A 23,176-nucleotide genomic window follows, 5' to 3' on the forward strand; every position below is an offset into this window, starting at 1 on the left:
GGGCTATTAACCTCATTGAGGTGAATAGTCCCATACCGTACGTTACCCTCCTAAAAACGTACGGTATGGTGGTATTCAAGCCTTAAATAATCTCCCAAAAATCATAAATGGTAGGCTCCTCCCCCATTTATGACATGTAGCAGCTAGGTTATACACCTAGAAAAAAATCACTTGAAGCCTATCTCATTTAATTGAGTAGATAGGCTTCATTTTTTTATGTATTTTAAATATAAAAATAAAAGAGACAGGATTGTAGTCATGTATAGATAGCTAAGTGCGTACCATTATACAAGCGTCAATCGTGTCTCTTTTTATTATTAATCTGTTAAACTATCTACGATGATCATTTCGTCATAGTTTATCGCTTCCCTAATTTTTAAAGCTGTCGCTTCACTTACTTCTTCTTCTTCAATCAATTGATTTAGAATTCGGCGTTGTTCCTTTAAAGCGACTAACTTAATTTTAGTTATTGAGTTTTCATTTTTAGGATTAAAGAAGTTCGATGGTGTTAAGTTATCAGTTCGTAGTAAATAACTATCACATACCATACCTACTTCTAATTTATTATCCTCTGTCGTTTCCTTTGCTAATCTACTAACGACTCTATAATGTACTGTTCTCATTACATTAGAAATTTCTCTTAAATTGTCTACAACTGATAGTGATGATGCAGCATTCGTTTTAACTTTGTTTTTGATTCGACGTTTTAAAATCATCGCTCTCAACTCCACTTTAATACGTTGTATTAATGAAGCTTGTTTATAAACTTGTGTACGTTCGGAGTAGCGCATATAATTGTCTAAAACATTGGTAGTGATGTCTCCATTTTCTACTAACCCATTCAATGTTTCATTCTCTACGTCGAATGCAATTTTTTGTAATCTTTGTAGTTCTTTTGTATTTTCATCTTCATTTTCTACCGTTCTAATAAAGGCAAGTTTATCGTGATAATCCTTGATTACATTACCATACTGGAAGCTTGAATCCACCGTAGACATTTGATTTAAACTATCTATTACCTTTTCTAAAATAAATACACGGGCCTGCTTAAAGTTCATTCCTTTAATCTTCGGCGATTCCGCATTTGGCGTTGCAAATGGCAATATCAATTGGGCCACAATTAAACTAATTAAGACCATTCCAGATGCTACAAATAATAAATCATCTCTAAACGCAAATGAATGGTGATTCGCCAACATGTACGGTAATGTCAGTGCGATTGCTAATGAAATTGTTCCATGTACACCACATAACGTCATAATAAAGGCATACATACTACGCTTAGGCGGTGCTTCTGTAGATTTTTCTTCATCTTGATTATAGGAAATCATTTTTTGGAAGGGACTAACTGGTAAATAAAAATAAGGATATAACACGAACACCCATAAAAATCTAAACAGATAAATCGCTAATGCGACTAAGAACGTCACCACGATTAAAAATACCAAGTTATGCGGTTCATTTTCTATAATTCTTCCGACAACTTCTGGTACTAAAAATCCTAAGATAGTAAACACAAATCCATTTAATGCATAACCTAGGATATTCCAAGTATGGTTATAACTCATTTGCAAACGCGTACGTGCTTGTGCAATTCTATCTCTTTCAAACCCATGAACAAGACCTGCTACAACTGCTGCAATAATGCCTGAAGCGTGGAACATTTCGGCAACCAAATAAGTTACAAATGGTGTGACGAGTTGAATAAATGTAAACATGTTAATATTTTCAATACCACGTCGTGTAAGTGTAACTCTAAATCGTACTAATGCAACACCGATAATGATTCCGACAATAAATCCACCAATGGAAGAAATTAAAAATTGAGCAATTGCATTAGTAACAGAAAATGCACCCGTAACCAGTGCTGCTACAGCAATTTTAAAAGATATGATACCCGCTGCATCATTTAACAAAGATTCACCTTCTAAAATTGTCATAGACCCCTTCGGTAAGACTTTCCCATTTGTAATAGCTTGTACAGCTACGGCATCAGTAGGACATAGGATGGCTGCTAGTGCGAATGCTGCCGCCATAGGTAGATCCGGCCAAATCCAGTGGATAAATAAACCTACTACGATTACCGTTGTAACTACTAAACCTAATGCCATCATCAGTACGGGTTTAATATAACGTCTCAAGTGCACCCTTGAAACCTTAACCCCTTCCACAAATAGCAATGGTGCAATTAATGCAACCATAAACAGTTCCGTGTCAAATTGAAATTCTACTGGTATCGGTGTGACATATAAAAGCATTCCCAAAATGATTTGAATGAAGGCAAGTGGTACCTTTGGAAGAAATGTATGTACAAATGAACTAGCGATAACAAGTGCTAAAAAGATAAGTATCGTTTCAAATATTTGCAAGGTTTCACCTCTTTTCTATTTGAGATTTACTGTTCATAATTGTTGAGGTTGAAACATAAAATCAATTTTCCCGTGAATTAATTACATGTATTATTCATAGTTAATAACCGATGAATAAGCGCTTCTTGATTCACCTTGTGATTAATATTTTCAAAATTAACACAATTACAAATATATATTATTTTATCATTTTTTTGCTCATTGCTTAAATGTATTGCACTCATTTTGTAATATTTCCTTTACAAAGCGATTTAATCTTTTAAAATTAGTCTACTTACTCAGATATATGACAATACTATTTAACTATATATAAAATAAACTGCGTATCGATCAATATATTGTTAAACATTTTACCCTAAATATAATCCACAGTTAATAAACACCATGCGCTCAATACCCGTATCTAAATTTCAAATTGACCATTTCATATAAATATAGACGTAAAAAAACAGAGCTAGCCCAATATCATGGCTTAGCCCTGTCTCTCATGAATCACACATTATATGATTAAAAATCATGTTCCTGTTCATAAGTTTTACGTCTTTTTGCTTCTCGTGCTTCTGCACGTTTTTTTAGTTGTTCAAAGGTATTATTCTCACTACCACTTAATAATATACTCGACTGCCTAGGTGCATCACTTTTCCTATACATATAAGCTCCAGTACGATATGCCGCACGTGAAATTAAGTGACCACCTACTGGCGCAGTCAAATTAATAAATACAAGTGCAAGTATCATCCTAACACTGAGATAACCTTGTGACGAGATAAAATATATAATGACTCCAACAAGTGTTAAGAGTACAGACAATGTTGAACTTTTAGTTGAAGCATGACTACGTAAGAATACATCTTGGAACTTAATTAAACCTATTGCACTGATAAGTGCGATAATACTTCCTAGAAACATCATAAAGGCGGCAATTAAGTTAATAATTTCGCTTGTTATTTGCATTAAACACATGACCCCCTTCTATAAATCTAGAAATAGAGACTGAGCTTACAAATGAAATAATAGCTATAAGTAAAATCGAATCTAAGAATGAAAACGTTCCAAATATAATACTCAGTACACCCACTACAGACATCAAGATGGCACTAGCCGTATCAAATGCCACAACTCTATCTGCAGTGGTTGGTCCCTTAATAATTCTGAATAAGGTAAGTAACAGTGCAATACCAAATATAATAAGTGAACTCGTTATAAAAAAGTTTATAAGTGTATTGATCATTCTGTCACCTCCAAGATAAGCCCCTCGTACTGCTGGATACTTTTTAATAATTTTTTCTTTTCTTTTTCAGAAACATCTATCGCATGAATAAAGAACTTTTGTTTCTTCTTAGAAATTCTAATCACCGTGGAACCAGGTGTAATGATAATTAGAATTGTTAAGAAGGAAACTTCCCAATCACTAGCTAACTTTGTTTCGTACGTAACTAAACCTGGATTCATTTCTTTTGTTTTAAATAATATATAGTTAATTGTTGTCATACTCGATGTGATTAATTGATATAAATACACTGCTAAAAATTTAATAGCAACCCATACTTTTCTCAAGTAGAATTGTTGTCCGAAAAAGCGATGTAAAATATATATAACGATTAATCCAATGAGATAACCTGCAAAGAAAGTTGAAATCTTAAATGATTCTTCGTCTTGAAATAGTACCCATAAAAAGGCGATAACAATATTTAGTACGACTTGTCTCATTTTTCAACCTCCTTTTTAAGGTTAGGATTAACTGATTTTTCGTAATGACCATCGTCCATGTTTAAATGTGTAGCATTTTCTGTGACTTGGAAAATCACAGGTGCCGCGATACCCAGAGCTAACACTACGGCCACTAATATGCCAATCAATCCCTTTCTATAACCAGGAATCTCTTTAAATTCCACTTCTTCACCTGTTTTATCGTTACCGAGATACATTGTAAAAAATACTCTAAATAAGCTAAACATAGCTATGAGACTCGTTAATATCATCAATGTTAAACCAATGTAATTCCCATTTTCTATTGCACCTTTAAAAATAAACAATTTACCTGGAAAACCACTAAACGGTGGCACACCACCAATTGCTAATATCATAACAATAAACGCGACACCAAAGAATGGCTGTTTCTTCGCTAAACCTGTTAAATATTTATAGTGACGATAACCTGTAATATAAACAAGACTACCTATAATAAAGAAGAGTAATGTTTTAACTACAATATCATTTGCGAGATAAAATATTGCACCATTCACTCCTGCAAAGGTCTGCGTACCTAAACCAAAAATAATAAATCCAATTGATAAGATAACTTGATATGCTGCTATCTTTTTAATATCTCTATAAGCCAACACACCGAATGCACCAATAATCATCGTAATGCACGCTAAAAATACGAATAATGGATGCGTAATCGACTCATGTTCATCGAAGATTAACGTAAAGAAACGAATTAACGCATACGCCCCAACCTTAGTCATTAGTGAAGCAAACAATGCTGCAAGTTCCGTATTTAATACTGCATAAGCCTTAGGTAACCACATAAATAATACCAATGCTGCCTTAGCACCAAATGCAACTAAAAATACCATTGAAATAATAACGATTGAACTTTCATCTTTCATCGTTTCCAATCTTGATGCAACAAGCGCAAAATTTAATGTCCCCGTTAACTTATAAAGCATACCAATACCAATTAAGAGTAACCAAGAGCCAATAATATTCAATACGACATATATAATTGCTGCACGTAATTGCTCAACCGATTGTCCAAGTGTTATCAATACAAAGGATGCTAACAGCATAACTTCAAACATCACATAAACATTAAATAAATCAGCAGTTAAAAAAGAACCGATAACGCCAACAGTTAAAAATAAAATAAAACTAGGTAAGTAATAACGAATTGCTCTTTTTTCTGCTCTACCAAATCCATAAGCCATTATAAGCGTTACAACAAAGCTCGAAACAGTAACCATTAATAAGCTTAATGAATCGCCAACAAATTGAATACCAAATGGGGCCTGCCAACCACCAAAATCTAATTTAATTGGGCCATGTACCATTACTGAAATTAACAACATCAATGAAATAATTGTCGTTAATGCCATCGTTCCAATTGAGAAGATGCGTGACAATCTACTTTGTGTACGTATAAAGACCAGTAATAATGCACATACAGCTGGTAACAATAATGGGAATATTAGTAAATTACTCATCGTTGTCATCATCTCCTCTCAGTACATCTATTTCATCTTCTTTCGTTACACGATATGTTCTATACACGAGTACTAAGAGAAAGGCTGTCATCGCGAAGCCAATAACTATGGCAGTTAACACAATAGCTTGCAATAATGGATCGACGAACGCTTTACTACCATCACCGATTAACGGCTCTACCATATCTTTGCCATATTTACCCATACTCATAATGATTAAGTTACCAGCATGTGTGTAGATTGAAATTCCGATTACAATTCTGATTAAATTGACTGATAATATCATATACGTCCCAATAAATATTAAAAAGCCAATCACTAATAGTAAGATAAGATTCATGAGCGACCACCACTAATAGATAACATAACAGTGACCACAACACCGACTACTGCTAACACAATTCCCGCTTCAAATACAGTAATTGTCGTTAGATGTACCTCTCCTAAAATAGGTAACGTCACGTATGCCTCAGCTTGGTAAAGGAACGGTTTACCAAAAAACATGGGTATAATCGCCATCGTAAATGACACTAATGAACCAATTATCATCAATATTCTAAAATCTATCGGCAATGATACTAATACTTGCTTAACATCGAACGCTAGGAACATCAACAAGAATGCCGAACTAAAAATCAAGCCACCAATAAAGCCACCACCTGGATTATTATGACCTGCTAAAAACAGATAAAACCCAAATGTTAATAAGATAAAGACTACAATTTTCGTGACTGTACGTAATACCACATCATTCTCTTTCATCTTGTCCCCTCCGATCTTTAAAGTTAAGTAATGTATAAATGCCTAAACCAGCGATAATTAATACGAGACCTTCAAATAATGTATCCAGCGCTCTAAAGTCTCCAAGTATAGCATTAACAATATTTTTGCCACCTGTCAGTTTATACGCATCATGATAAAATGTTGAAATCGTAGGCATCGCGTTACTTTGTTGTGCAATAAACACTAATGTAACTACAATAATCGCCATTAATAATGATACGACGATTTTGACAGCTTCACGCTTCTTATGAACTTTCGTTCTAGGTACGTTAGGCAACCTTGAAAAGCTCACAATAAATAGAATTGTAGTAATCGTCTCAACCACTAATTGTGTCAACGCTAAATCTGGTGCCTTCATTAAGATAAAGAATATCGTTACACAATAACCAATAATACCATTTAGGATAACCATCGTTAGTCGCTGTCTGATAAATGTCAAAGCAATACCTAGTACAAAAACTACGATAAGTGTAATAACCTCTAATGGACCAAACTCACTGACATGAATTTGATGTACCTTAGGAAATCCTGCCTGAATAATGCCATACGTAACAATCATAATAAAGATAATTAATGTAATTGTGATATAGTGATTTAATCTATTGTTCATCAACGAGCGAATACTATATCCTGAATAATATTCAAATTGTTTATATGTACCTAGGTACATGTCAGATATAGATGTTGCTTTAATTTGCTGTGTGTGCTTTTTCCAATCAATCTTCAATGCTGCTGTAATACCTACTATAAATACAATTACGCTTAAAATTAACGGCAAATTCACACCATGCCATTGAGAAATATGTGGCGCCAATTGATCTGCTTTACTACCAATTGAAATATTTCTAAATGCAGGTAATATAATGTAGTGCGCAAATAGATTTGGTACGAAAAAGATAATAGGTAATAAGAGCATCATAATTAATGAGGGTACTGTAAATAAGAATGGCTCATGAACATGTTGTTTAGGTAACTGAGCCTTGGAATAATCTCCCCAGAACACTTCTTTAATCATGTAAACCGCATAAATCAAAGTAAATATACTTGCCACAACACCAACTGCATCTAACAATAATGTGAGCCATATATTAAATTGAGTTAATTCGTGTGCGCTAACTAACCCTTCAAAAAACATTTCCTTACTGAGGAAACCATTTAAAAATGGTATCCCTCCCATTGCTAAAGCCGAAACTAACATCACTACGTGTGTAATTGGTAATACCTTACGCAAACCTGAAAGCTTTCGTATATCACGCGTACCTGTCTCATGATCAATAATACCTACACCCATAAACAATGCGCCTTTGTACAATGCGTGATTCATCAAGTGAAATAACGCGCCAAATAACACTAAACTATATACCTTTGCCATTTCGCCAGTCGGCTGTTGAACAACACCCCCACCAATACCTACCATTGAAACAATCATACCGAGTTGACTAATTGTAGAATATGCCAAGATACCCTTTAAGTCGAACTGACGTATAGCATTAATTGCACCAAAAATCATGGTGATTAATCCTACAAATGTTACACAATAAATATAAAAATCACTTAATCCTAAAATAGGCGTAAATCTAAATAGCAAGAAAATACCTGCTTTAACCATTGTGGCAGAATGTAGATATGCACTCACCGGTGTTGGTGCTACCATAGCTTTAGGTAGCCAAATATGAAATGGAAACTGCGCAGATTTTGTAAAAGCCCCAATCAATAACATAATAATAATCGGTATAAATAACGGACTATTTGCAATGCTATGACTATCATTAATTATGTCAGTAATGGTATTTGAACCCGTAACGGTATATATCATTATGAAACCTGTCAGCATTGCCAAACCACCGAGCACCGTAATCATAAATGATTGTAGTGCGCCAAATTGACTATCTCGGTTACCATACCAATATGCGATAAGCAAGAATGAAGAAACACTTGTTAATTCCCAAAATACATACAGTAAAATAGTATTATTTGCAGTAACTACACCCAACATACTAATCATGAATAATAATAAATATATATAAAAACGGGGTAAATCATCATGATCTTTAGACATATAGCGTGTAGCATAATAAAATACTGCCACTCCAATTAGTGATATTAACAAACTGAAGAATAGACTTAAGCCATCTAATCTAAAGTCAATATTGATATCTAAAGATGGCAACCATGGTAACCTAATCGCTACATAATGCCCAGCAAATACACTCGGAATTTGCCATAAAAAATATAATGCTGAAACAATCGGTGCTATCATTACAATTGTGCCAGATACATTTTGTAACTTCTGGTGCGTGTATGTAAATAACAACAATATCATCAGCACAATTAATACACTGAATAGAATAACTAAACTCATACGGTCCCTCCTTCATCTCTATTTATAAAGTTAATGCGATCGTGGTATTGCTTTTCTTAGTCGATATACCGATAAATTTCATTGTCTCAAAGGTCGTTTGATGACCTAAATATTTTTGAATAATTGAAATAGAAATACCTGATTGATAAGCATGATAAGCAAATGTCTTTCGTAGCGTTGTCAATCCAATATGCAACATGCCCAACTCATCTGCTGCTGCATGAATAATTCGATACGCCTGTTGTCTCGATAAACCTTTCAGTGTTCTATTAGATTGAAATAATAATTCATCATCTTGTATATTATGTGTTTCAATATAGTGCGATAATTCTCGTCTAAGCACTTCAGGTAAACGGATATGGATATTTGGTGCATGGTCTTCTAACCAATACATTTTTATATCCTCCTGCTCACTTCTTACATCTGCCACACTCAGATTTAACAATGCCGATAGTTTAATTCCTGTATGGATTGCAAATTTAAATAGTAAGTAATCTCTATCTGATTTGCGCTTTAACACTTCATACATTGCCTTTATCTCTTTAATATCCCTTATCGGATCAACTTGATTCATATAGCCACCTCTATCACTAATAAATGTTTCATATTTAATGATATATGATATTTAAGTAACATTAAAGTTTTTTTACTTAATTTTTTAAAAAAATTTTGACCAATTCCCTGTGACAGTTCGATATATAGAGTGAAAGGAGGTTCACAACCATGAACAATATAAACCAATTAGCTCTAAACATGGCACGCACTTTGTACGATAAAGATGGCAAAGCTAAGATTGTTAAACGGCACTTTTCAAATTTAAATACTGCTGCAACGAACGAACAATTATTAGCCTTTAAAACGATTATCGAACAAATCACTGGGGAACGTTTCGATTCACTCGAAGTTATTAAAACAGAAGCAATTAAATAAGGAGGTTACAAGCAATGACACAAACATTAGAATTGGTATTTAACGACGCTGTAAATAAAGCGATAAAGATTCAATTACCTAATATCGAACGTTTTGTTAACGAATCTGCAGTTAAAGAAGGCATGAAAAAGATACTCGATTTGGACTTACTTCGTCCTAAGGCAGGTATCCCAACTAAAGTGGCTTCAGCACATATCATCGACAAAACAACTAAAGTTATTTTTGATAATTAATCGTTATCAATACAACACAAAAATATAATAAGTTATAGCATATTATAGGTAATGAGTGGCTAAGTAGGATGCATAATCTTGTTAATAATCAACCCAACATTTAATATAGTAGAAATTGAAATATATGATGTTATATATTAATGAACGAACAAGATAAACTACTTAGCCATTTTTTATTAACAAAGCAGCTACCGAACGCTATATAACTTAACTATAAAGTACCTAGTTCTTCAATTATATAAAAACATAACACCATTGATTCTTTCATCGGTACCTTTCCTTGCTATAACCATAAAAAACCACTTTGACTAAAGGAATATTTAATGTATCCTCCATATCAAAGTGGCTTATTTATTCTAAAAATATAACAGTGCTATATTAATGCATATGCGGCAATTTTTACTACGCTATATTTTTTTAACTATTCATATTTATATTTTTATAAACTTTCATCTACAGGTGCTTCACTATTATTATTTATAGGTCTCAGTCTAACAGTATCACCAAAAAAGATTTTTTTCTTTCCTAGTTTTTTACAAAGCGTATACTGATCAAAAACATCAATAACTTGAGCTAAGTTTTTATATGAGCGTTTGGGATTTAGTACTTCTATAAATTGTTGCTGCTTAATCCCGTCATTAATACCAGCATCAACAAAAAATGTTTCTTCGTCTAACAGACGAATAATTGATAATTGTTTCAATATAATTTTCCACCAATTCCACTAATCTCAATCATGATAAATATATGAAGTTTTTGGTTACATTACTTTACTAATTGATAACTTTACATTTATCAGTTGTTTAAAACATAAAAAATAACTAACGCCATTCTATAACATTTTTTGTATTGTGTACATGAATGTAGTGATAAATTATATAATTCTTATCTGAAATATAAAGATATGAAATCTAACTACTTTGCTATATAATGATAAAGATAACTTTATAAGAAAGAGTGATTTTATGTTTCTTTTATATATCGTCGGAATTATAGCTGGAATGGTGGTCCCATTTCAAACTTCTATTAACTCAAGACTCAGCATTTACACGAAATCTTCATTTTATGCATCTACTATCTCTTTTGGTACTGGCACAATCTTTTTAATTATTATCAACCTTATTGTGAATCCACACGTTTTCACTTTAGCTTTTTACGATAATCAATCTCTAAGTTATGTTTGGTATGTGGGTGGTATGTTAGGGGTCATCTTCCTCACTGGAAACTTAGTTTTATTACCACGGTTAGGCGCTTCATTAACTGTTGTGATGACTGTAGCAGGACAAATCATAATGGGTGTCCTTATCGATACATTTGGTTGGTTTGGTGCAGAACATGAACCTTTCACACTATTTAAAGTATTAGGTGTAATATTATTGATATTCGGAATTATTTTAATGAACTACGTTCGGAATACCAATAATACAAGTAAAACACATCCTACATTTTATATTTGGATTATCGTTGGCTTTATTTTTGGATTTTGTCCCCCAATACAAACTGCAATTAACAGCGCACTAGGACAACAAATTCACTCTTCAGTAATGGCAGCCCTTGTATCATTTACAGTTGGAACTATTGTACTGTTCATTCTTACACTAATCTTTAATCGAAGCTTAAAATTAACTACATATGACAATAAACAAGGTAAATTGAAACCATTATATTTTATTGGCGGTACATTAGGTGTCATCTTTGTAACAACGAATATCATACTTATGCCCCATTTAGGTGCAGCATTAACTACAATTATTGGTATGCTCGGTCAAATGTTAATGGGTATTATTATCGATCACTTTGGCTTACTTGGGACAAATAAAAATAGAATAACACCTCGCAAAGTTATTGGTATTGTCTCAATTATGATAGGTATTATATTGTTACGTCTTTTCTAATACTTACTCATATGTAAACAACTAGCAGCCTACAACACATATTAAATTATCGTGTTGTAGGCTGCTTTATTTTGTCTAATATCCACTAACCTTCAGTTGTGGCATTTGAACTAAACCACATATACATAGCAACAGAACATATTTATAAACTAAATATTTATCAAATATGTTCACAATTTATAAACCACTTATTTGGTATCGAAATAGCCTCCACAAAATTAATTGTACTTTTATATTTTTAGGGTTATATTACATAAAATTTTTAGGAATTTAGTATATATTTACTTCCCAAAACTCCTCCTTTGCGTTAGCATATTAAAGGGTATTTTCTTAATTATAATAATTAAAATTTAAAAAATAACAATATGTAATGAGCAACTTGTTATAAATCGAAGAATTAAAAAATTTATTAAACGGGTTATTATTTAAGGAAATATGGGTAATAAAAATTATGTATAAACTTTTTCAATAGTAAATTCATTGGTTTTTCTTTTGAATTATTGGCACAATGCGGTCTAAATTTCAGATGTGTACATTATAATTGATTAGCATTATAAAATTTAAATTATTTTTGTTTCAAATTTATCAAATGACGATAAATTGAAATATAACAGAATAAATTTAATTTACACTAATGGTTTGGAAATAATTGTATTAATAACAGAAAACATTAATGTAACGCTTAAACAGATTTTTGTTTACTTTCTATTTTTATTTAGTTATAATAAACTAAATAAAAGAGGGTTTATTATATATTATCCAAATATAATAAAGCAATAAATTATGATAACCCTTTGAATTTAACTTTGAATTAAGACAGATAATTATACAAAAACAAATTTAATATGTATACTAAATTGGGCATTTAAAACTAGGGAGGAAATTAGGATGGCTATCACAAAAATCAATGATTGTTTTGAATTATTGGCAATGGTAACATATGCTGATAAATTAAAAGGTATTATCAAGAAGGAATTCTCAGTAAGTTTCGAGGAATTCGCTGTATTAACATATATTAGTGAGCATGAAAGTGAAGAATATTATTTAAAAGATATTATCAATCACTTAAACTATAAACAACCACAAGTTGTTAAAGCAGTTAAAAACTTATCACAAGAAGATTATTTTGATAAAAAGCGTAACGAACACGATGAAAGAACTGTTTTAATTTTAGTTAACACTAAACAACGTAAAAAAATTAATGAATTATTATCACGTGTAAACCAACGTATTAAAGAAGCTAACGACGATAACGAAGTATAAATCGCTACAGACTTAAACCCTAAAAACCAGTAAATGATTTTATAGTCATTTACTGGTTTTTTATTTATAATACTACCTTACTTCTCTAGTACACTAATTCAATCTTGCGCTTCAATTGATATCTTGAATTCCTTAGGAATGCCCTCAAAATATTTCGCAAAATTTAAAAGAGGGCCAATCCATTCAACATGGTTTAGCCCTCTTTATATTTAACACCAAATTATTTTAATTATTCATTCTTACTTTTACTTTAAAAAGTAAGTACTATTTCTATTATTAAGTTAATAAGACTTTATTTTTGAAATTCTAGCGAGCCAACAAAATTTAAATACACATTTAGAAAATAGTTAGGTTCCTCTATATGCGGCGCATGTCCAGATTGTTCAAATTTGAAAGTTTTTAATGATTTAAATGCCCCACGATATTGTTCAAAATTTTCCATTTCTACTAAAGGATCATATATACCATTAACAATTAAAGTTGGTACATTTACTTTTTGAATAATAATTTCTTCATTTAGTACTGGGAAGTTCAATAAAGCTCTTGTAGCTATAGCACTTGCTTCAGGTGATTGCCTGCTATAAATCAATTGATTTTGAAACCATTTTTTCGCTTTTTCTTGCTTTTTGTATAAATACGGGAATAAGATGATCAAAGCCTCTGACTTATCAAAACCTTCTATTTCGTCTTGATGTTCGACCATTAATTTGTTTAATCCATGTACACTTTGTATTAAATTAGACGCAATTAATGTCAAAGATCTAACTTTGCATTCATATTTATTAGTAAATTGTTTGGCGATGACGCCTCCCATATCATGCCCTATGAGATGCGCTGAATTTATTTCTAGCTTGTCCATCAAACATTTTAAATCCTCAACATGATCATCTAAGTGAAATGAAGTTGGTTTAGATGATTTGCCATGACCTCTCACATCATAAACAATGACATCATATTTATCTTTCAATTCATCTTTCAGACTATACAATGATGCCATATTACTATCTAGTCCATGAATTAAGATAACAGGAAAACCACGACCCTCACGGATGTATGCAATCTCGGTGTTAAAACTCGTCTCTATTTTTTTCATCATGGGTCACCTCCCTTTACAAATGTAATATACCCGAATTTGCTGTGCTCTACGCTACATTTCCAATTAATAATATTGTATTTTTCTACAATTCGATAGTTATTAAAGTGCATAAAAAAGCCTCTTTAAGCTATTTGTGTCTTTATACACTGACACCTTAAAGAGGCCTTTCTTTACCTTTACGATAATTCAATTTCTAGATGATATACGTATCGTATAATAAATAATTACTATTAGTAATAATACCCAGATAACTATTGAAGCTATTTGTGCAATGCTTGCACTACTTATCATTGCATCAATGGTTTTTTGACAAAATAATAAGCCTATGCCAGTAAATTCTAATCGTCTAAAATATATACCACAAATACTAAATATGATTCCTACAAAAAACATAAATTGGTGGGCATACATTGATACTGCCACAATACCTAAGTTTAAATCTAGTGCATGTACAATAACTAAGAAAAATGAAATACCTGCTATACCAATTCCTATTATCCGTTCAAATTTATTGCTATATAGATAGTTCTTCCAACCAATTCTTAAATAAATAAAGATAGATATTGGTAAGATGACTAGACAGTAAAAGATGGATAAACCTGAAGCAGCTTGGAAAGTCACATAATGTTTATCATATAAGTATGAAAGTAAAATAAAATTCACAATAAAAAATACGATTGGATTTAACTGTAATGTAAATAAATTTCGTTGGATTGTTAAGATAATTTCTGCTGGCGACTTACTTCTATACTCAATATAATCTTGATCTTGAGCTTCTGATTTATGAAAATCCCTTTTTAATTTATCTTTGATATCGTCAATGAGATTTGGAGATAGACCTTTATGAGTGAAGTAATCATTTATGTTTTCTAATAATACTTTGTCATTAACTCGCATGAAATACTCCTTTAGTAAATTTTAACAGTTGCTTAACAGTTCATATTTCTATGACGCTTGCTTATTCTAATACACTTTTAATATATTATCTCTCATATTAATACATTTTAACAATTAAATAACCGACAAGCATTAAATACACACTTGCCGGTTATTCTATAACTTTAAACATTAAAACATATTATTCACTAATATCAATTCGATATAATTTAATGTTCTTATCACTTGGAGATGAAGAACTGAATTGGTAAGATACGTCATTATCTTGAACGTATCCAAAGTTACCAGTTACATTATTGTAATGTTCACGCGTAATGGCACTACTACTTACTTCGTTCTTTACAGCTTTATATGTTGGACCAGAAGTATCGTTATAACTCATTGAAATACGTGTGATTTCACCTTGATTCTTCTTACCATTTGCTGTTACAACTAATACACCATCATCAAGTTTGAACTCGTAATAATGTTCTTTATTGTCAGTACTATGTGAATAAATCGGTTTGCTATTGTTCTTTAATACAGTTTGAATTGAGTCACCTAGTTTAGCACCTTCTAAAGTTGTATCTCCTTGTTGTAATTGTTTAACATTTTGGATAGTGTTACCAGAAGCTGCTGACGCACTTCCTGCACTTACCCCAGAAAACGCCAAACCTGAAACTAATGCCGCTACTAATATCTTTTTCATAGCATTTCTCTCCTTTATTACGTTTTCCGTATTTTTATTGTACTATAAACATTACTAAATTAACAGTAATGTTACAATATTATTACAGAGAAATTATTTTTGTAATTCGGAAGCACTAGAAAACACTACATTCTACACCTATCGTATCATTTATCTCACACAATGGTAATTCTTTTTTACAAATGATTTTACCTCAGCTATAAATTTAGCTTTCTCCTCAATGAATGGATAAAGACCTGATTCAGCAAATACTTCAAACAGAGAACCTGCAATCATGTCACTAACCTCTTTAGCTTCGAGTACCGTCGTTCTTTCACCGTGTTTGCCGACTATTATTTGTGTCGGGACATCCATTTTATCTAAATAATACATAATATTATTATCATTAAATGAACGTCGTACTGCTGATAATTCTGCTTTTGTAGCCATATCATTGGTATTTTCAACTTGCTTTAAAAACTTTTTAACTTTAAATTTTGAATGATATAAATGCTTTGCAAAGAATTTTTGTTGTTCATCTTTATCCCAACTGCGAATCTTATAGGCGTATTTTTTAAATAAACGTTCTGATGGATCCATATCATTGAGTAATGTTGGATTAACTAAAGTTAATGCACTAACCATTTCTGGATGCTCGGCTGCAAACCCAACCGCAATCGACGCTCCCATCTCGTGTCCTATCAACGCGCATTGATCCACATATAAATAATCTAATAATGCTTTAATATCTTCAATATAATCTGTAAAAGCAATGTCTAATGGTTTATCTGAATAGCCATGACCACGTAAATCTACTAAAATGACTTGATAATCTGAATTAAATTTATCTTCAATCGGATGAAACACAGATAAATTATCAAATGATGTATGCAACATCACAATGACTTTACCTTCACCACTAGAACTATAGTTTAATGCTACACCATCATTTGTTTTAAATAATTTCATTTTCTAATTCCCCTTCTTTCCAATAGGCAAAATAGACAATAATTCTTCTAATGTCGTAATTGTATAGTCAACTTCTTCAGGTAAAGGTTCTAACTCTGCATCTTCTTCTTTAAACCATACACTGACCATACCCATAGCACGAGCTGGTGCAACATCATTTAAAGGATCATCGCCTACATACATGGTTTCTTCAGGCTTTGTACCTAACTGTTCTAATATACTTTCAAAAATTTTAGGATGTGGCTTTCTATAACCTACTGTCTCTGAGGTCGTCAAATAGTTTATCGCATCCTCAATACCTAAGGCATGGAGTCTAAATTGTTTAATTTTTGACTTTCCATTTGCAATGACTCCAGTTAAATAACCATAATTCGATAATTTTTCTAACGTATACAACGTATCATAATATGGAAATACATAACGATAGAAGTGCATTTCAAAGTCATTAAACAAATCTTTCCAAGTGAGTCGGTCGACATGAAAGTCTTTAATTAATGCCTTATAAAGCTCTGGCTTATCATGGTCTTCGTCATCATCCAGTTCGATAAATTTTTTACGAAAATCGGCAAGTTGAATGCGTACGAGATAATCATGAAATCGTTCATATTGTTCTTCTATAAATTTATCTCTTGATTTTTTTCTATCTAAGAGTGTCCCTTCCAAATCAAATACGATTGCTTTTATTTCTGTTAAGTCCATTTTCATACCCTCTTTAATTCAAACATTTCATAAAATTGATCATTCATTTAATTAATTATCTTTTTGTTTGCCAAGTACCCCATTTTCACATAATTACTCGTTCAAGCGTGGCTCAGTTACCATAATGTAAAACAACACTGGAATACCAAGTAATGCAAGGACAATACTAGCTGGTATTTGATAAGGATTAATAACAATACTCCCTAGCCAATCGGCAATAACCATAACCGTGCCACCAATTAGCATGTTTAACATAAAATGTTGTCCTAAATTAAACTGTTTATAATGGCGACGCACTAGTTGGGGAATGACCATACCAATAAAGCCTATCACACCAACATATGCCACAATAACGGCAGTCACAATTGAAGCGAGAATCAATACACTATATGTTACTAAACGTACATGTAAACCAAGTGATTGCGCCCTCAACTCTCCTAGTTGTAATATTTTTATACTTGAAATCATACTTAATAATATACTAATAGCTATCACCAAAACAATAGCAATATAGATTACTTTATAATATTCTGCCGATGCAAAGCCACCGAACATATAATTGACAATGCTATTTAACTTTTTAGGGTTAAATTCAATTAATAAATACAGTAATGCATTAAACAATGCTCCAATCATAATACCCGATAATATTAATGTGCGTACCGGATATCCTCGCGACATTACGGCCGTTAAGCTAAGTACGATTGCTAATGTTATTAAACTACTGATTATTGACATTAAAGGTATCCAAATCAATGACATTCCTAACGCCACTGCGAAACCTGACCCCAATGTTGCACCACTTGCTAAACCTAACGTATAACTATCCGCAAGTGGGTTATTTAATAACGTTTGGAACATATGTCCTGCGATTGTTAAGCCTATACCTGCAAGAACAGCTTCTAACATTCTAGGTATCCGAACTTCTAATAAAATCGTTTGTGTAAGACTATGGTTAATTGAGGTTAAGCCCCACAACAAACTCAGTGTGATAGTGAGACATAACATAAACATCCATATCATCACAATTTTATAATATTTCATAATTGTTGCCACGCTTTCAGTTTGTTTTATCAAATTAACCTTATCATCTGTTGTTATTTATCTCTATGATTAATTATAAATATCATTTTTTGATTGCAACCACAAGATCCATTTTCAGTTAACCAAGACTATAAATAATCGTTTCTATGATGTTGATAAATAGATAAAGCACACGCTTAATATCTATAATAATGTTCAATTGATGAATTATAAAAAATACAGCAGTTTCCAAATTACAACTCAGAAACTACTGTATCAAATATATTATTTATTGTAGATTGCTTCTTTCAATTCCTTTAAACCATCGTCTAAACGTGGCCCTGGTCTAGAAATTTCGTCTCCATTGACCGCCTTTAATTTATCATTTTTCACTGCGTTAATCTTATCAAAACCGCCTCTTTGTTTCACCTTTTTGGCATAAGTTTTTTCTGTTTCTCCCATTGTTGAAATCATTATATCTGGATTCTTTTTAATTATGTCTTCTTTACTAACCTTTTGCCAACCATTTACATCCTCAAAACTATTTTTCGCATGTAGTGTTTTTAGCATATCATTGAAGAACGTATGATTTCCTGATGTATAAATCTCAGGTTCTGACGAAACTTCCATAAAGACTTTTTGTGATTTAGCATCCTTTGGTACAGAATCTTTAATCTTTTTAATATTTTGCTTCGTTTCCTTTACCAATACATTTGCTTGCTTCTCTTTTCCGGTTACTTTCCCGATTTGTTTGAAGGTATCATACATTTCAGATATTGATTGTGCGTCTTTAACATAAACAACTTTAACACCGCTCTTTGACAGTGATTTCAATACATCACCAGCAGTAGATTTCTGTGATTCATGCGCTAGAATCAAGTCAGGGTTAGCCTTTAATAACGCCTCTTTGTTTAACTTCATAGCGTCGAATTGTTTTTTATCTTTTACTACCTTTGGGTAGTCATCTACAGTAGATACACCGATAACCTTTTTACCTAAACCAAGTTCGTAAAGCGTTTCAGTATTACTTGGCATCAAAGAAATAATTCTGTTATATTTTGCTTTTTCTGCATGTTCTGTTTCATTTTGACCTGTACTACAAGCCGTTAACAAGACAACAAATATAGCAACAAGAGAAATAAATTTAATAGACTTGTTCATGATTGTGCTCCTAATTAATATTTTTCTTTAATTTTATCAAAAATATCACTATTTTATAATATTATTTGACAAAATATTTTTCTAAAAATTGAAAATCGCCATTATTTTTACTATTGAAATATGCTTTACCAAAATTATCTAATAGTGCGTGTAATTCATTGGCATCTTGGTTCGTAAAGTCCTGAGGTAAATCTATTTTCTGTTTTAATTTGTGATATCGTTCTGTTCCACTATAACCCAACTTGCTAAATATTCTACGTGTATAACTATCTGGTATAAACTCAATACCATCAAAGACATACACCATTAGTACATCAGCTGTTTCTTCACCTATACCTTTCAATTCAAGTAGAGACTTTCTCAGTTGTTTACCATAATGTGCTTGAATGCCTGCATAATCAAAGTCAAAGCGATTTAACCAAGTCAATATTGTTAAAATTGTTTGTGCCTTAGCCTTATAAAAGCCGCTCGATTTAATCAATAATTGCAAGTCTTCTAACTTGGTATTTAATATCTGATGGGGTTCCAATTCCGTATTTTCAGTTAAACTTTCTAGTGCATAAGCCGCATTTCTCCAATTCGTATTTTGTACTAAAATTGCACCTAAGATGATTTCGATTTTCGAATCTGCTGGCCACCAATTTTGAGGACCCATATGTTGTAACAATATTCGATATAACTGATTAACCTCTAGCAATGATTTTCCCTCCAAACAAAAAGAGTGCCACGAACTCATTTGAAGTTCACTCAATAGATACTCATATCCATTGATGAACCAAAGTTTCGCGCACTCTGTGCTCTTCATTAAAAGAATTGATTTATAATTTCATTACATTGATTCAGGTGCAGTAACACCAACTAAGTTCAATGCATTATGCAATGTTATCTTAACTGCATCAATAAGTGCTATATGCGCTTTTGTCTTTTCAGTATCGTCAGTTAATACCTTTTCAGCGTTATAGAATCTATGGAAATGTGCTGCCAAATCTTGAATATAATTTGTAATACGATGTGGCGCACGTTGCTCTGCTGCACTTTGAATTGCTGATTCAAATTCAGCTACTTTCTTCAATAGTTCAAATGCCTTTTCATTATTGATCAATTTGAAGTTCACATCTGTCGATGGCGTAATGCCTCTTTCTGCTGCTTGTTTCAATATTGAACAAATTCTAGCATGAGCGTATTGTGCATAATAAACTGGATTATCTTGGGATTCTTGCTTTGCTAATTCCATATCAAAGTCGAAATGAGTATCTGGACTACGCATTGTTAAGAAGTATCTCGCAGCATCGACTCCGACTTCATCCATAATTTCACGTAAAGTAATTGCATTACCTGTACGTTTACTCATCTTAACTTCTTCACCATCTTGCATTAAACGAACCATTTGCATAATTTGAATTTCTAATCGGTTACTATCAACACCAAATGTTTCTAGTGAGGCTTTCAAACGATTAATATAACCATGGTGATCAGCACCGAATAAGTTAATTAAAATATCATTTCCACGCTCAATCTTGTCAAAATGATAAGCAATATCTGGTAAGAAATAAGTATAATTGCCATCTTTTTTAATTAACACACGATCTTTATCATCTTTAAAATCTGTTGTACGCAACCACGTAGCACCGTCTTCTTCATACGTATAACCAAGTTCCGTCATTTTCTCTAACACTGCATCGATTTCACCTTTTTCATAAAGTGAAGTCTCACTAAACCAATTGTCATAATGCGTATTGAAGTCTGCTAAATCCTTACGTAACTTCGTCATTTCATAATCTACACCTAATTGTCTAAAGGTCTTAATACGTTCATCTTGGGACAAGTCTTTAAGTTCTGGTTGCTTTTCAGCTAAATCTTTACCAATATTGATGATATCTTTACCATGGTAACCATCTTCAGGCATTGAGACTGTGTTGTCACCTAACGCTTCAAAGTAACGTGCTTCAATTGAGCGCGCTAAATTTGTAATTTGATTACCTGCGTCATTAATATAATATTCACGTGTCACATTAAAGCCAGCTGCAGTTAAGATATTTGCTAATGTATCACCTACAGCAGCATTACGTGCATGTCCGATATGTAAATCACCTGTAGGATTTGCAGAAACATATTCTAACAGGACATTTTTACCGTTTGGTGTATCAGTATAACCAAATTCATCACCTTTTTGGATGGCTTGTACAATAATTTCAGTTAGATATGCATTATCTAAGTAAAAGTTAATAAAACCAGGACCTGCAATGTCGACTTTTTCAACATTAGCTGCTGTCGTATCTAAATTATCTACGATTGCTTGAGCAATTTCTCGAGGATTACGTTTCGCAATTTTAGTCAGTACCATCGCGATATTCGATGAGTAATCTCCATTTTTATTATCTTTAGGAATTTCTATTTTAATTTCTGGAATTTGCTCTGCGTCCGCCAATTGCGCTTTTTGAATACTATTATTAATTTCATCGATTAATGTCTGTTTCACTTGTTCAATGATATTCATTTCGCTATCTCCTTGTATATTATTTCATATTGATACGTTCCCATTTTTTCTTCATCTTGTATTAAATCATAATGTACCTTCAATTTACCACCATCTGCTGTGACAAACTGTATAATTGAATGCGTTCTTACAGTTAGTGGAATTCGACCACCAGTGATTTCATAGAGTGTTATCGTGTCTTCACCTTCAACAAAATGGAGATTCATCTTGATATCACCTTTGCGAATAATCTTAACACCACTATCTTCTATCTTAACTGTGACTTGTACTTGTGCCTCATCAATTTGTTCATTATAACGTATAAATTCTGCATTCCTTTTTTGCCATGAACCTTGAGTAGAATGGGAAAATTTTTCTTTGTTCCCGTGTTGTTTAACGACTTGTTTCGTCTGGATATTCACATTGTTTTCCAACGGATGATTCACCCTACTTTTTAAAATAATACACACTATTATAGCATATTTAATTTGTCGGTTACAGTTCGTATGACATTTTATCAACGTCAATTATCCTTTACCACTATGATGTATATGGTTACCTATATAAAAAAGGAATCAAACGATATAAAGTTTGATTCCTGATAAATTTAAATATGTTATTGTAAAGCCTCATGTAACGCTTTATCTGAATTATTCCACATATCCTGATCATGTTCCATTAAAAATGCTTTAAGCACCGCTTTATTTTCCTCACCAATATGGTCAATTTCGATTTGACGTTTCATTGACTTATCCATCATATTGACATGCTCTGGCATACTTTTATAACCTCGACGAATTGATTTATTAACTAAGAGATAACAAGCCGTCAAGCCTGCATAATAGGGGCCGTTTTCTCCTCGTTCTGTAGTTACCCAACAAAGCCAATATTCTTTCGCTTCATCACCTTCTACAGCAGCTTTATCATCAATCCATTTTACACCCTTTTCAACACTTGCTCGTGCATGCATGCCGCCAATATCTATAAAAGCATCTTTATTCTCAACATCAATAAAGACTGGCGCTATATTATCTAAACTAATGGACCCAATATTCGTACCTTTATGACCGTCTAGTGGATCATTCTTAACAATGTTAAATTTAAAGCCCTTTTTATCTGCCACCAGAAAGTACCTCCTATCCAT

General features: G+C 32.4%; 25 protein-coding genes. 4 read left to right on the top strand and 21 right to left on the bottom strand.

Annotation, left to right across the window (positions count from 1 at the left end):
- Positions 1–317 precede the first annotated feature (317 nt).
- The 9 genes from JN168_RS11195 to JN168_RS11235 all read right to left on the bottom strand — a co-directional run bounded on the left by JN168_RS11195 (position 318) and on the right by JN168_RS11235 (position 9,297).
- Positions 318–2,369: a cation:proton antiporter gene (locus JN168_RS11195; RefSeq protein WP_042738110.1), complete on the bottom strand. Its 2,052-nt coding sequence runs from the start codon at positions 2,367–2,369 to the stop codon at positions 318–320.
- Between the two features lie 507 nt (positions 2,370–2,876).
- Entirely contained in the window at positions 2,877–3,323 is a 447-nt protein-coding gene (locus JN168_RS11200) for a Na+/H+ antiporter subunit G (protein WP_042738109.1), read from the bottom strand.
- On the bottom strand, positions 3,298–3,600 hold the full coding sequence (gene mnhF2, locus JN168_RS11205) for a Na+/H+ antiporter Mnh2 subunit F (RefSeq protein ID WP_042738108.1): 303 nt from the start codon (positions 3,598–3,600) through the stop codon (positions 3,298–3,300). Before mnhF2 ends, JN168_RS11200 begins: the two co-directional genes overlap by 26 nt.
- Positions 3,597–4,079 (bottom strand): Na+/H+ antiporter Mnh2 subunit E, encoded by a 483-nt coding sequence (mnhE2, locus tag JN168_RS11210; RefSeq protein ID WP_042738107.1) that lies wholly within the window; start codon positions 4,077–4,079, stop codon positions 3,597–3,599. The genes mnhF2 and mnhE2 overlap by 4 nt, the downstream gene beginning before the upstream one ends.
- Entirely contained in the window at positions 4,076–5,578 is a 1,503-nt protein-coding gene (mnhD2, locus tag JN168_RS11215) for a Na+/H+ antiporter Mnh2 subunit D (protein WP_279525896.1), read from the bottom strand. The genes mnhE2 and mnhD2 overlap by 4 nt, the downstream gene beginning before the upstream one ends.
- A complete protein-coding gene (mnhC2, locus tag JN168_RS11220) occupies positions 5,571–5,918 on the bottom strand; it encodes a Na+/H+ antiporter Mnh2 subunit C (protein WP_042738105.1) in 348 nt (115 codons plus the stop codon). The genes mnhD2 and mnhC2 overlap by 8 nt, the downstream gene beginning before the upstream one ends.
- Positions 5,915–6,340 (bottom strand): Na+/H+ antiporter Mnh2 subunit B, encoded by a 426-nt coding sequence (mnhB2, locus tag JN168_RS11225; RefSeq protein ID WP_042738104.1) that lies wholly within the window; start codon positions 6,338–6,340, stop codon positions 5,915–5,917. Before mnhB2 ends, mnhC2 begins: the two co-directional genes overlap by 4 nt.
- Positions 6,327–8,723 (bottom strand): DUF4040 family protein, encoded by a 2,397-nt coding sequence (locus tag JN168_RS11230; RefSeq protein WP_042738103.1) that lies wholly within the window; start codon positions 8,721–8,723, stop codon positions 6,327–6,329. The genes mnhB2 and JN168_RS11230 overlap by 14 nt, the downstream gene beginning before the upstream one ends.
- Positions 8,724–8,745: 22 nt before the next feature.
- Positions 8,746–9,297 carry a tyrosine-type recombinase/integrase gene (locus JN168_RS11235; protein ID WP_107512843.1) on the bottom strand — a complete coding sequence of 184 codons (552 nt, stop codon included), beginning with the start codon at positions 9,295–9,297 and terminating at the stop codon, positions 8,746–8,748.
- 149 nt (positions 9,298–9,446) lie between these two features.
- Here JN168_RS11235 and sroA point away from each other — a divergent pair, with 149 nt between their 5' ends.
- Both sroA and JN168_RS11245 read left to right on the top strand, forming a co-directional pair.
- Positions 9,447–9,653, top strand: a complete 207-nt coding sequence (gene sroA / locus JN168_RS11240) for a sigS mRNA-stabilizing protein SroA (RefSeq protein ID WP_042738101.1) — start codon at positions 9,447–9,449, stop codon at positions 9,651–9,653.
- 14 nt (positions 9,654–9,667) lie between these two features.
- A complete protein-coding gene (locus tag JN168_RS11245) occupies positions 9,668–9,886 on the top strand; it encodes a DUF2922 domain-containing protein (RefSeq protein ID WP_042738100.1) in 219 nt (72 codons plus the stop codon).
- Positions 9,887–10,325: 439 nt separating this feature from the next.
- On the opposite strand, the gene JN168_RS11250 is transcribed toward JN168_RS11245, so the two are convergent.
- Positions 10,326–10,589, bottom strand: coding sequence for a hypothetical protein (locus JN168_RS11250; protein ID WP_042738099.1), 264 nt, complete (start codon positions 10,587–10,589; stop codon positions 10,326–10,328).
- A 262-nt stretch (positions 10,590–10,851) separates the two neighbouring features.
- Between JN168_RS11250 and JN168_RS11255 the strand changes: the two genes are divergently transcribed.
- Both JN168_RS11255 and sarA read left to right on the top strand, forming a co-directional pair.
- On the top strand, positions 10,852–11,781 hold the full coding sequence (locus tag JN168_RS11255; RefSeq protein ID WP_042738098.1) for a DMT family transporter: 930 nt from the start codon (positions 10,852–10,854) through the stop codon (positions 11,779–11,781).
- A gap of 888 nt (positions 11,782–12,669) precedes the next feature.
- Positions 12,670–13,044 carry a global transcriptional regulator SarA gene (sarA, locus tag JN168_RS11260; RefSeq protein ID WP_042738097.1) on the top strand — a complete coding sequence of 125 codons (375 nt, stop codon included), beginning with the start codon at positions 12,670–12,672 and terminating at the stop codon, positions 13,042–13,044.
- A 292-nt stretch (positions 13,045–13,336) separates the two neighbouring features.
- Here the strand turns inward: sarA and JN168_RS11265 are convergent, their stop codons facing one another.
- From JN168_RS11265 to JN168_RS11315, 11 genes are all read right to left on the bottom strand, one after another.
- Positions 13,337–14,137 carry an alpha/beta fold hydrolase gene (locus JN168_RS11265; RefSeq protein ID WP_279526278.1) on the bottom strand — a complete coding sequence of 267 codons (801 nt, stop codon included), beginning with the start codon at positions 14,135–14,137 and terminating at the stop codon, positions 13,337–13,339.
- Positions 14,138–14,326: 189 nt separating this feature from the next.
- Positions 14,327–15,037, bottom strand: coding sequence for a hypothetical protein (locus JN168_RS11270; protein WP_042738096.1), 711 nt, complete (start codon positions 15,035–15,037; stop codon positions 14,327–14,329).
- Positions 15,038–15,218: 181 nt separating this feature from the next.
- Positions 15,219–15,725: an SA0570 family protein gene (locus JN168_RS11275; protein WP_107527831.1), complete on the bottom strand. Its 507-nt coding sequence runs from the start codon at positions 15,723–15,725 to the stop codon at positions 15,219–15,221.
- Between the two features lie 150 nt (positions 15,726–15,875).
- Positions 15,876–16,673, bottom strand: a complete 798-nt coding sequence (locus JN168_RS11280; protein ID WP_107579199.1) for an alpha/beta fold hydrolase — start codon at positions 16,671–16,673, stop codon at positions 15,876–15,878.
- A 3-nt stretch (positions 16,674–16,676) separates the two neighbouring features.
- Positions 16,677–17,372, bottom strand: a complete 696-nt coding sequence (locus tag JN168_RS11285; RefSeq protein ID WP_042738093.1) for an HAD family hydrolase — start codon at positions 17,370–17,372, stop codon at positions 16,677–16,679.
- Between the two features lie 93 nt (positions 17,373–17,465).
- Positions 17,466–18,416, bottom strand: coding sequence for a FecCD family ABC transporter permease (locus tag JN168_RS11290; RefSeq protein WP_042738259.1), 951 nt, complete (start codon positions 18,414–18,416; stop codon positions 17,466–17,468).
- A gap of 264 nt (positions 18,417–18,680) precedes the next feature.
- A complete protein-coding gene (locus JN168_RS11295) occupies positions 18,681–19,556 on the bottom strand; it encodes an ABC transporter substrate-binding protein (RefSeq protein ID WP_279525897.1) in 876 nt (291 codons plus the stop codon).
- A 61-nt stretch (positions 19,557–19,617) separates the two neighbouring features.
- The gene (locus JN168_RS11300; RefSeq protein WP_042738091.1) at positions 19,618–20,253 is read right to left on the bottom strand and encodes an endonuclease III domain-containing protein; all 636 of its coding nucleotides are present in this window, start codon (positions 20,251–20,253) and stop codon (positions 19,618–19,620) included.
- Between the two features lie 132 nt (positions 20,254–20,385).
- On the bottom strand, positions 20,386–22,053 hold the full coding sequence (argS, locus tag JN168_RS11305) for an arginine--tRNA ligase (RefSeq protein WP_042738090.1): 1,668 nt from the start codon (positions 22,051–22,053) through the stop codon (positions 20,386–20,388).
- The gene (locus JN168_RS11310) at positions 22,050–22,466 is read right to left on the bottom strand and encodes a YwiB family protein (protein WP_042738089.1); all 417 of its coding nucleotides are present in this window, start codon (positions 22,464–22,466) and stop codon (positions 22,050–22,052) included. Before JN168_RS11310 ends, argS begins: the two co-directional genes overlap by 4 nt.
- Before the next feature lie 182 nt (positions 22,467–22,648).
- The gene (locus JN168_RS11315) at positions 22,649–23,176 is read right to left on the bottom strand and encodes a YwhD family protein (RefSeq protein WP_229367375.1); all 528 of its coding nucleotides are present in this window, start codon (positions 23,174–23,176) and stop codon (positions 22,649–22,651) included.

This window comes from Staphylococcus gallinarum, assembly GCF_029774255.1.
GTDB lineage: Bacteria > Bacillota > Bacilli > Staphylococcales > Staphylococcaceae > Staphylococcus > Staphylococcus gallinarum.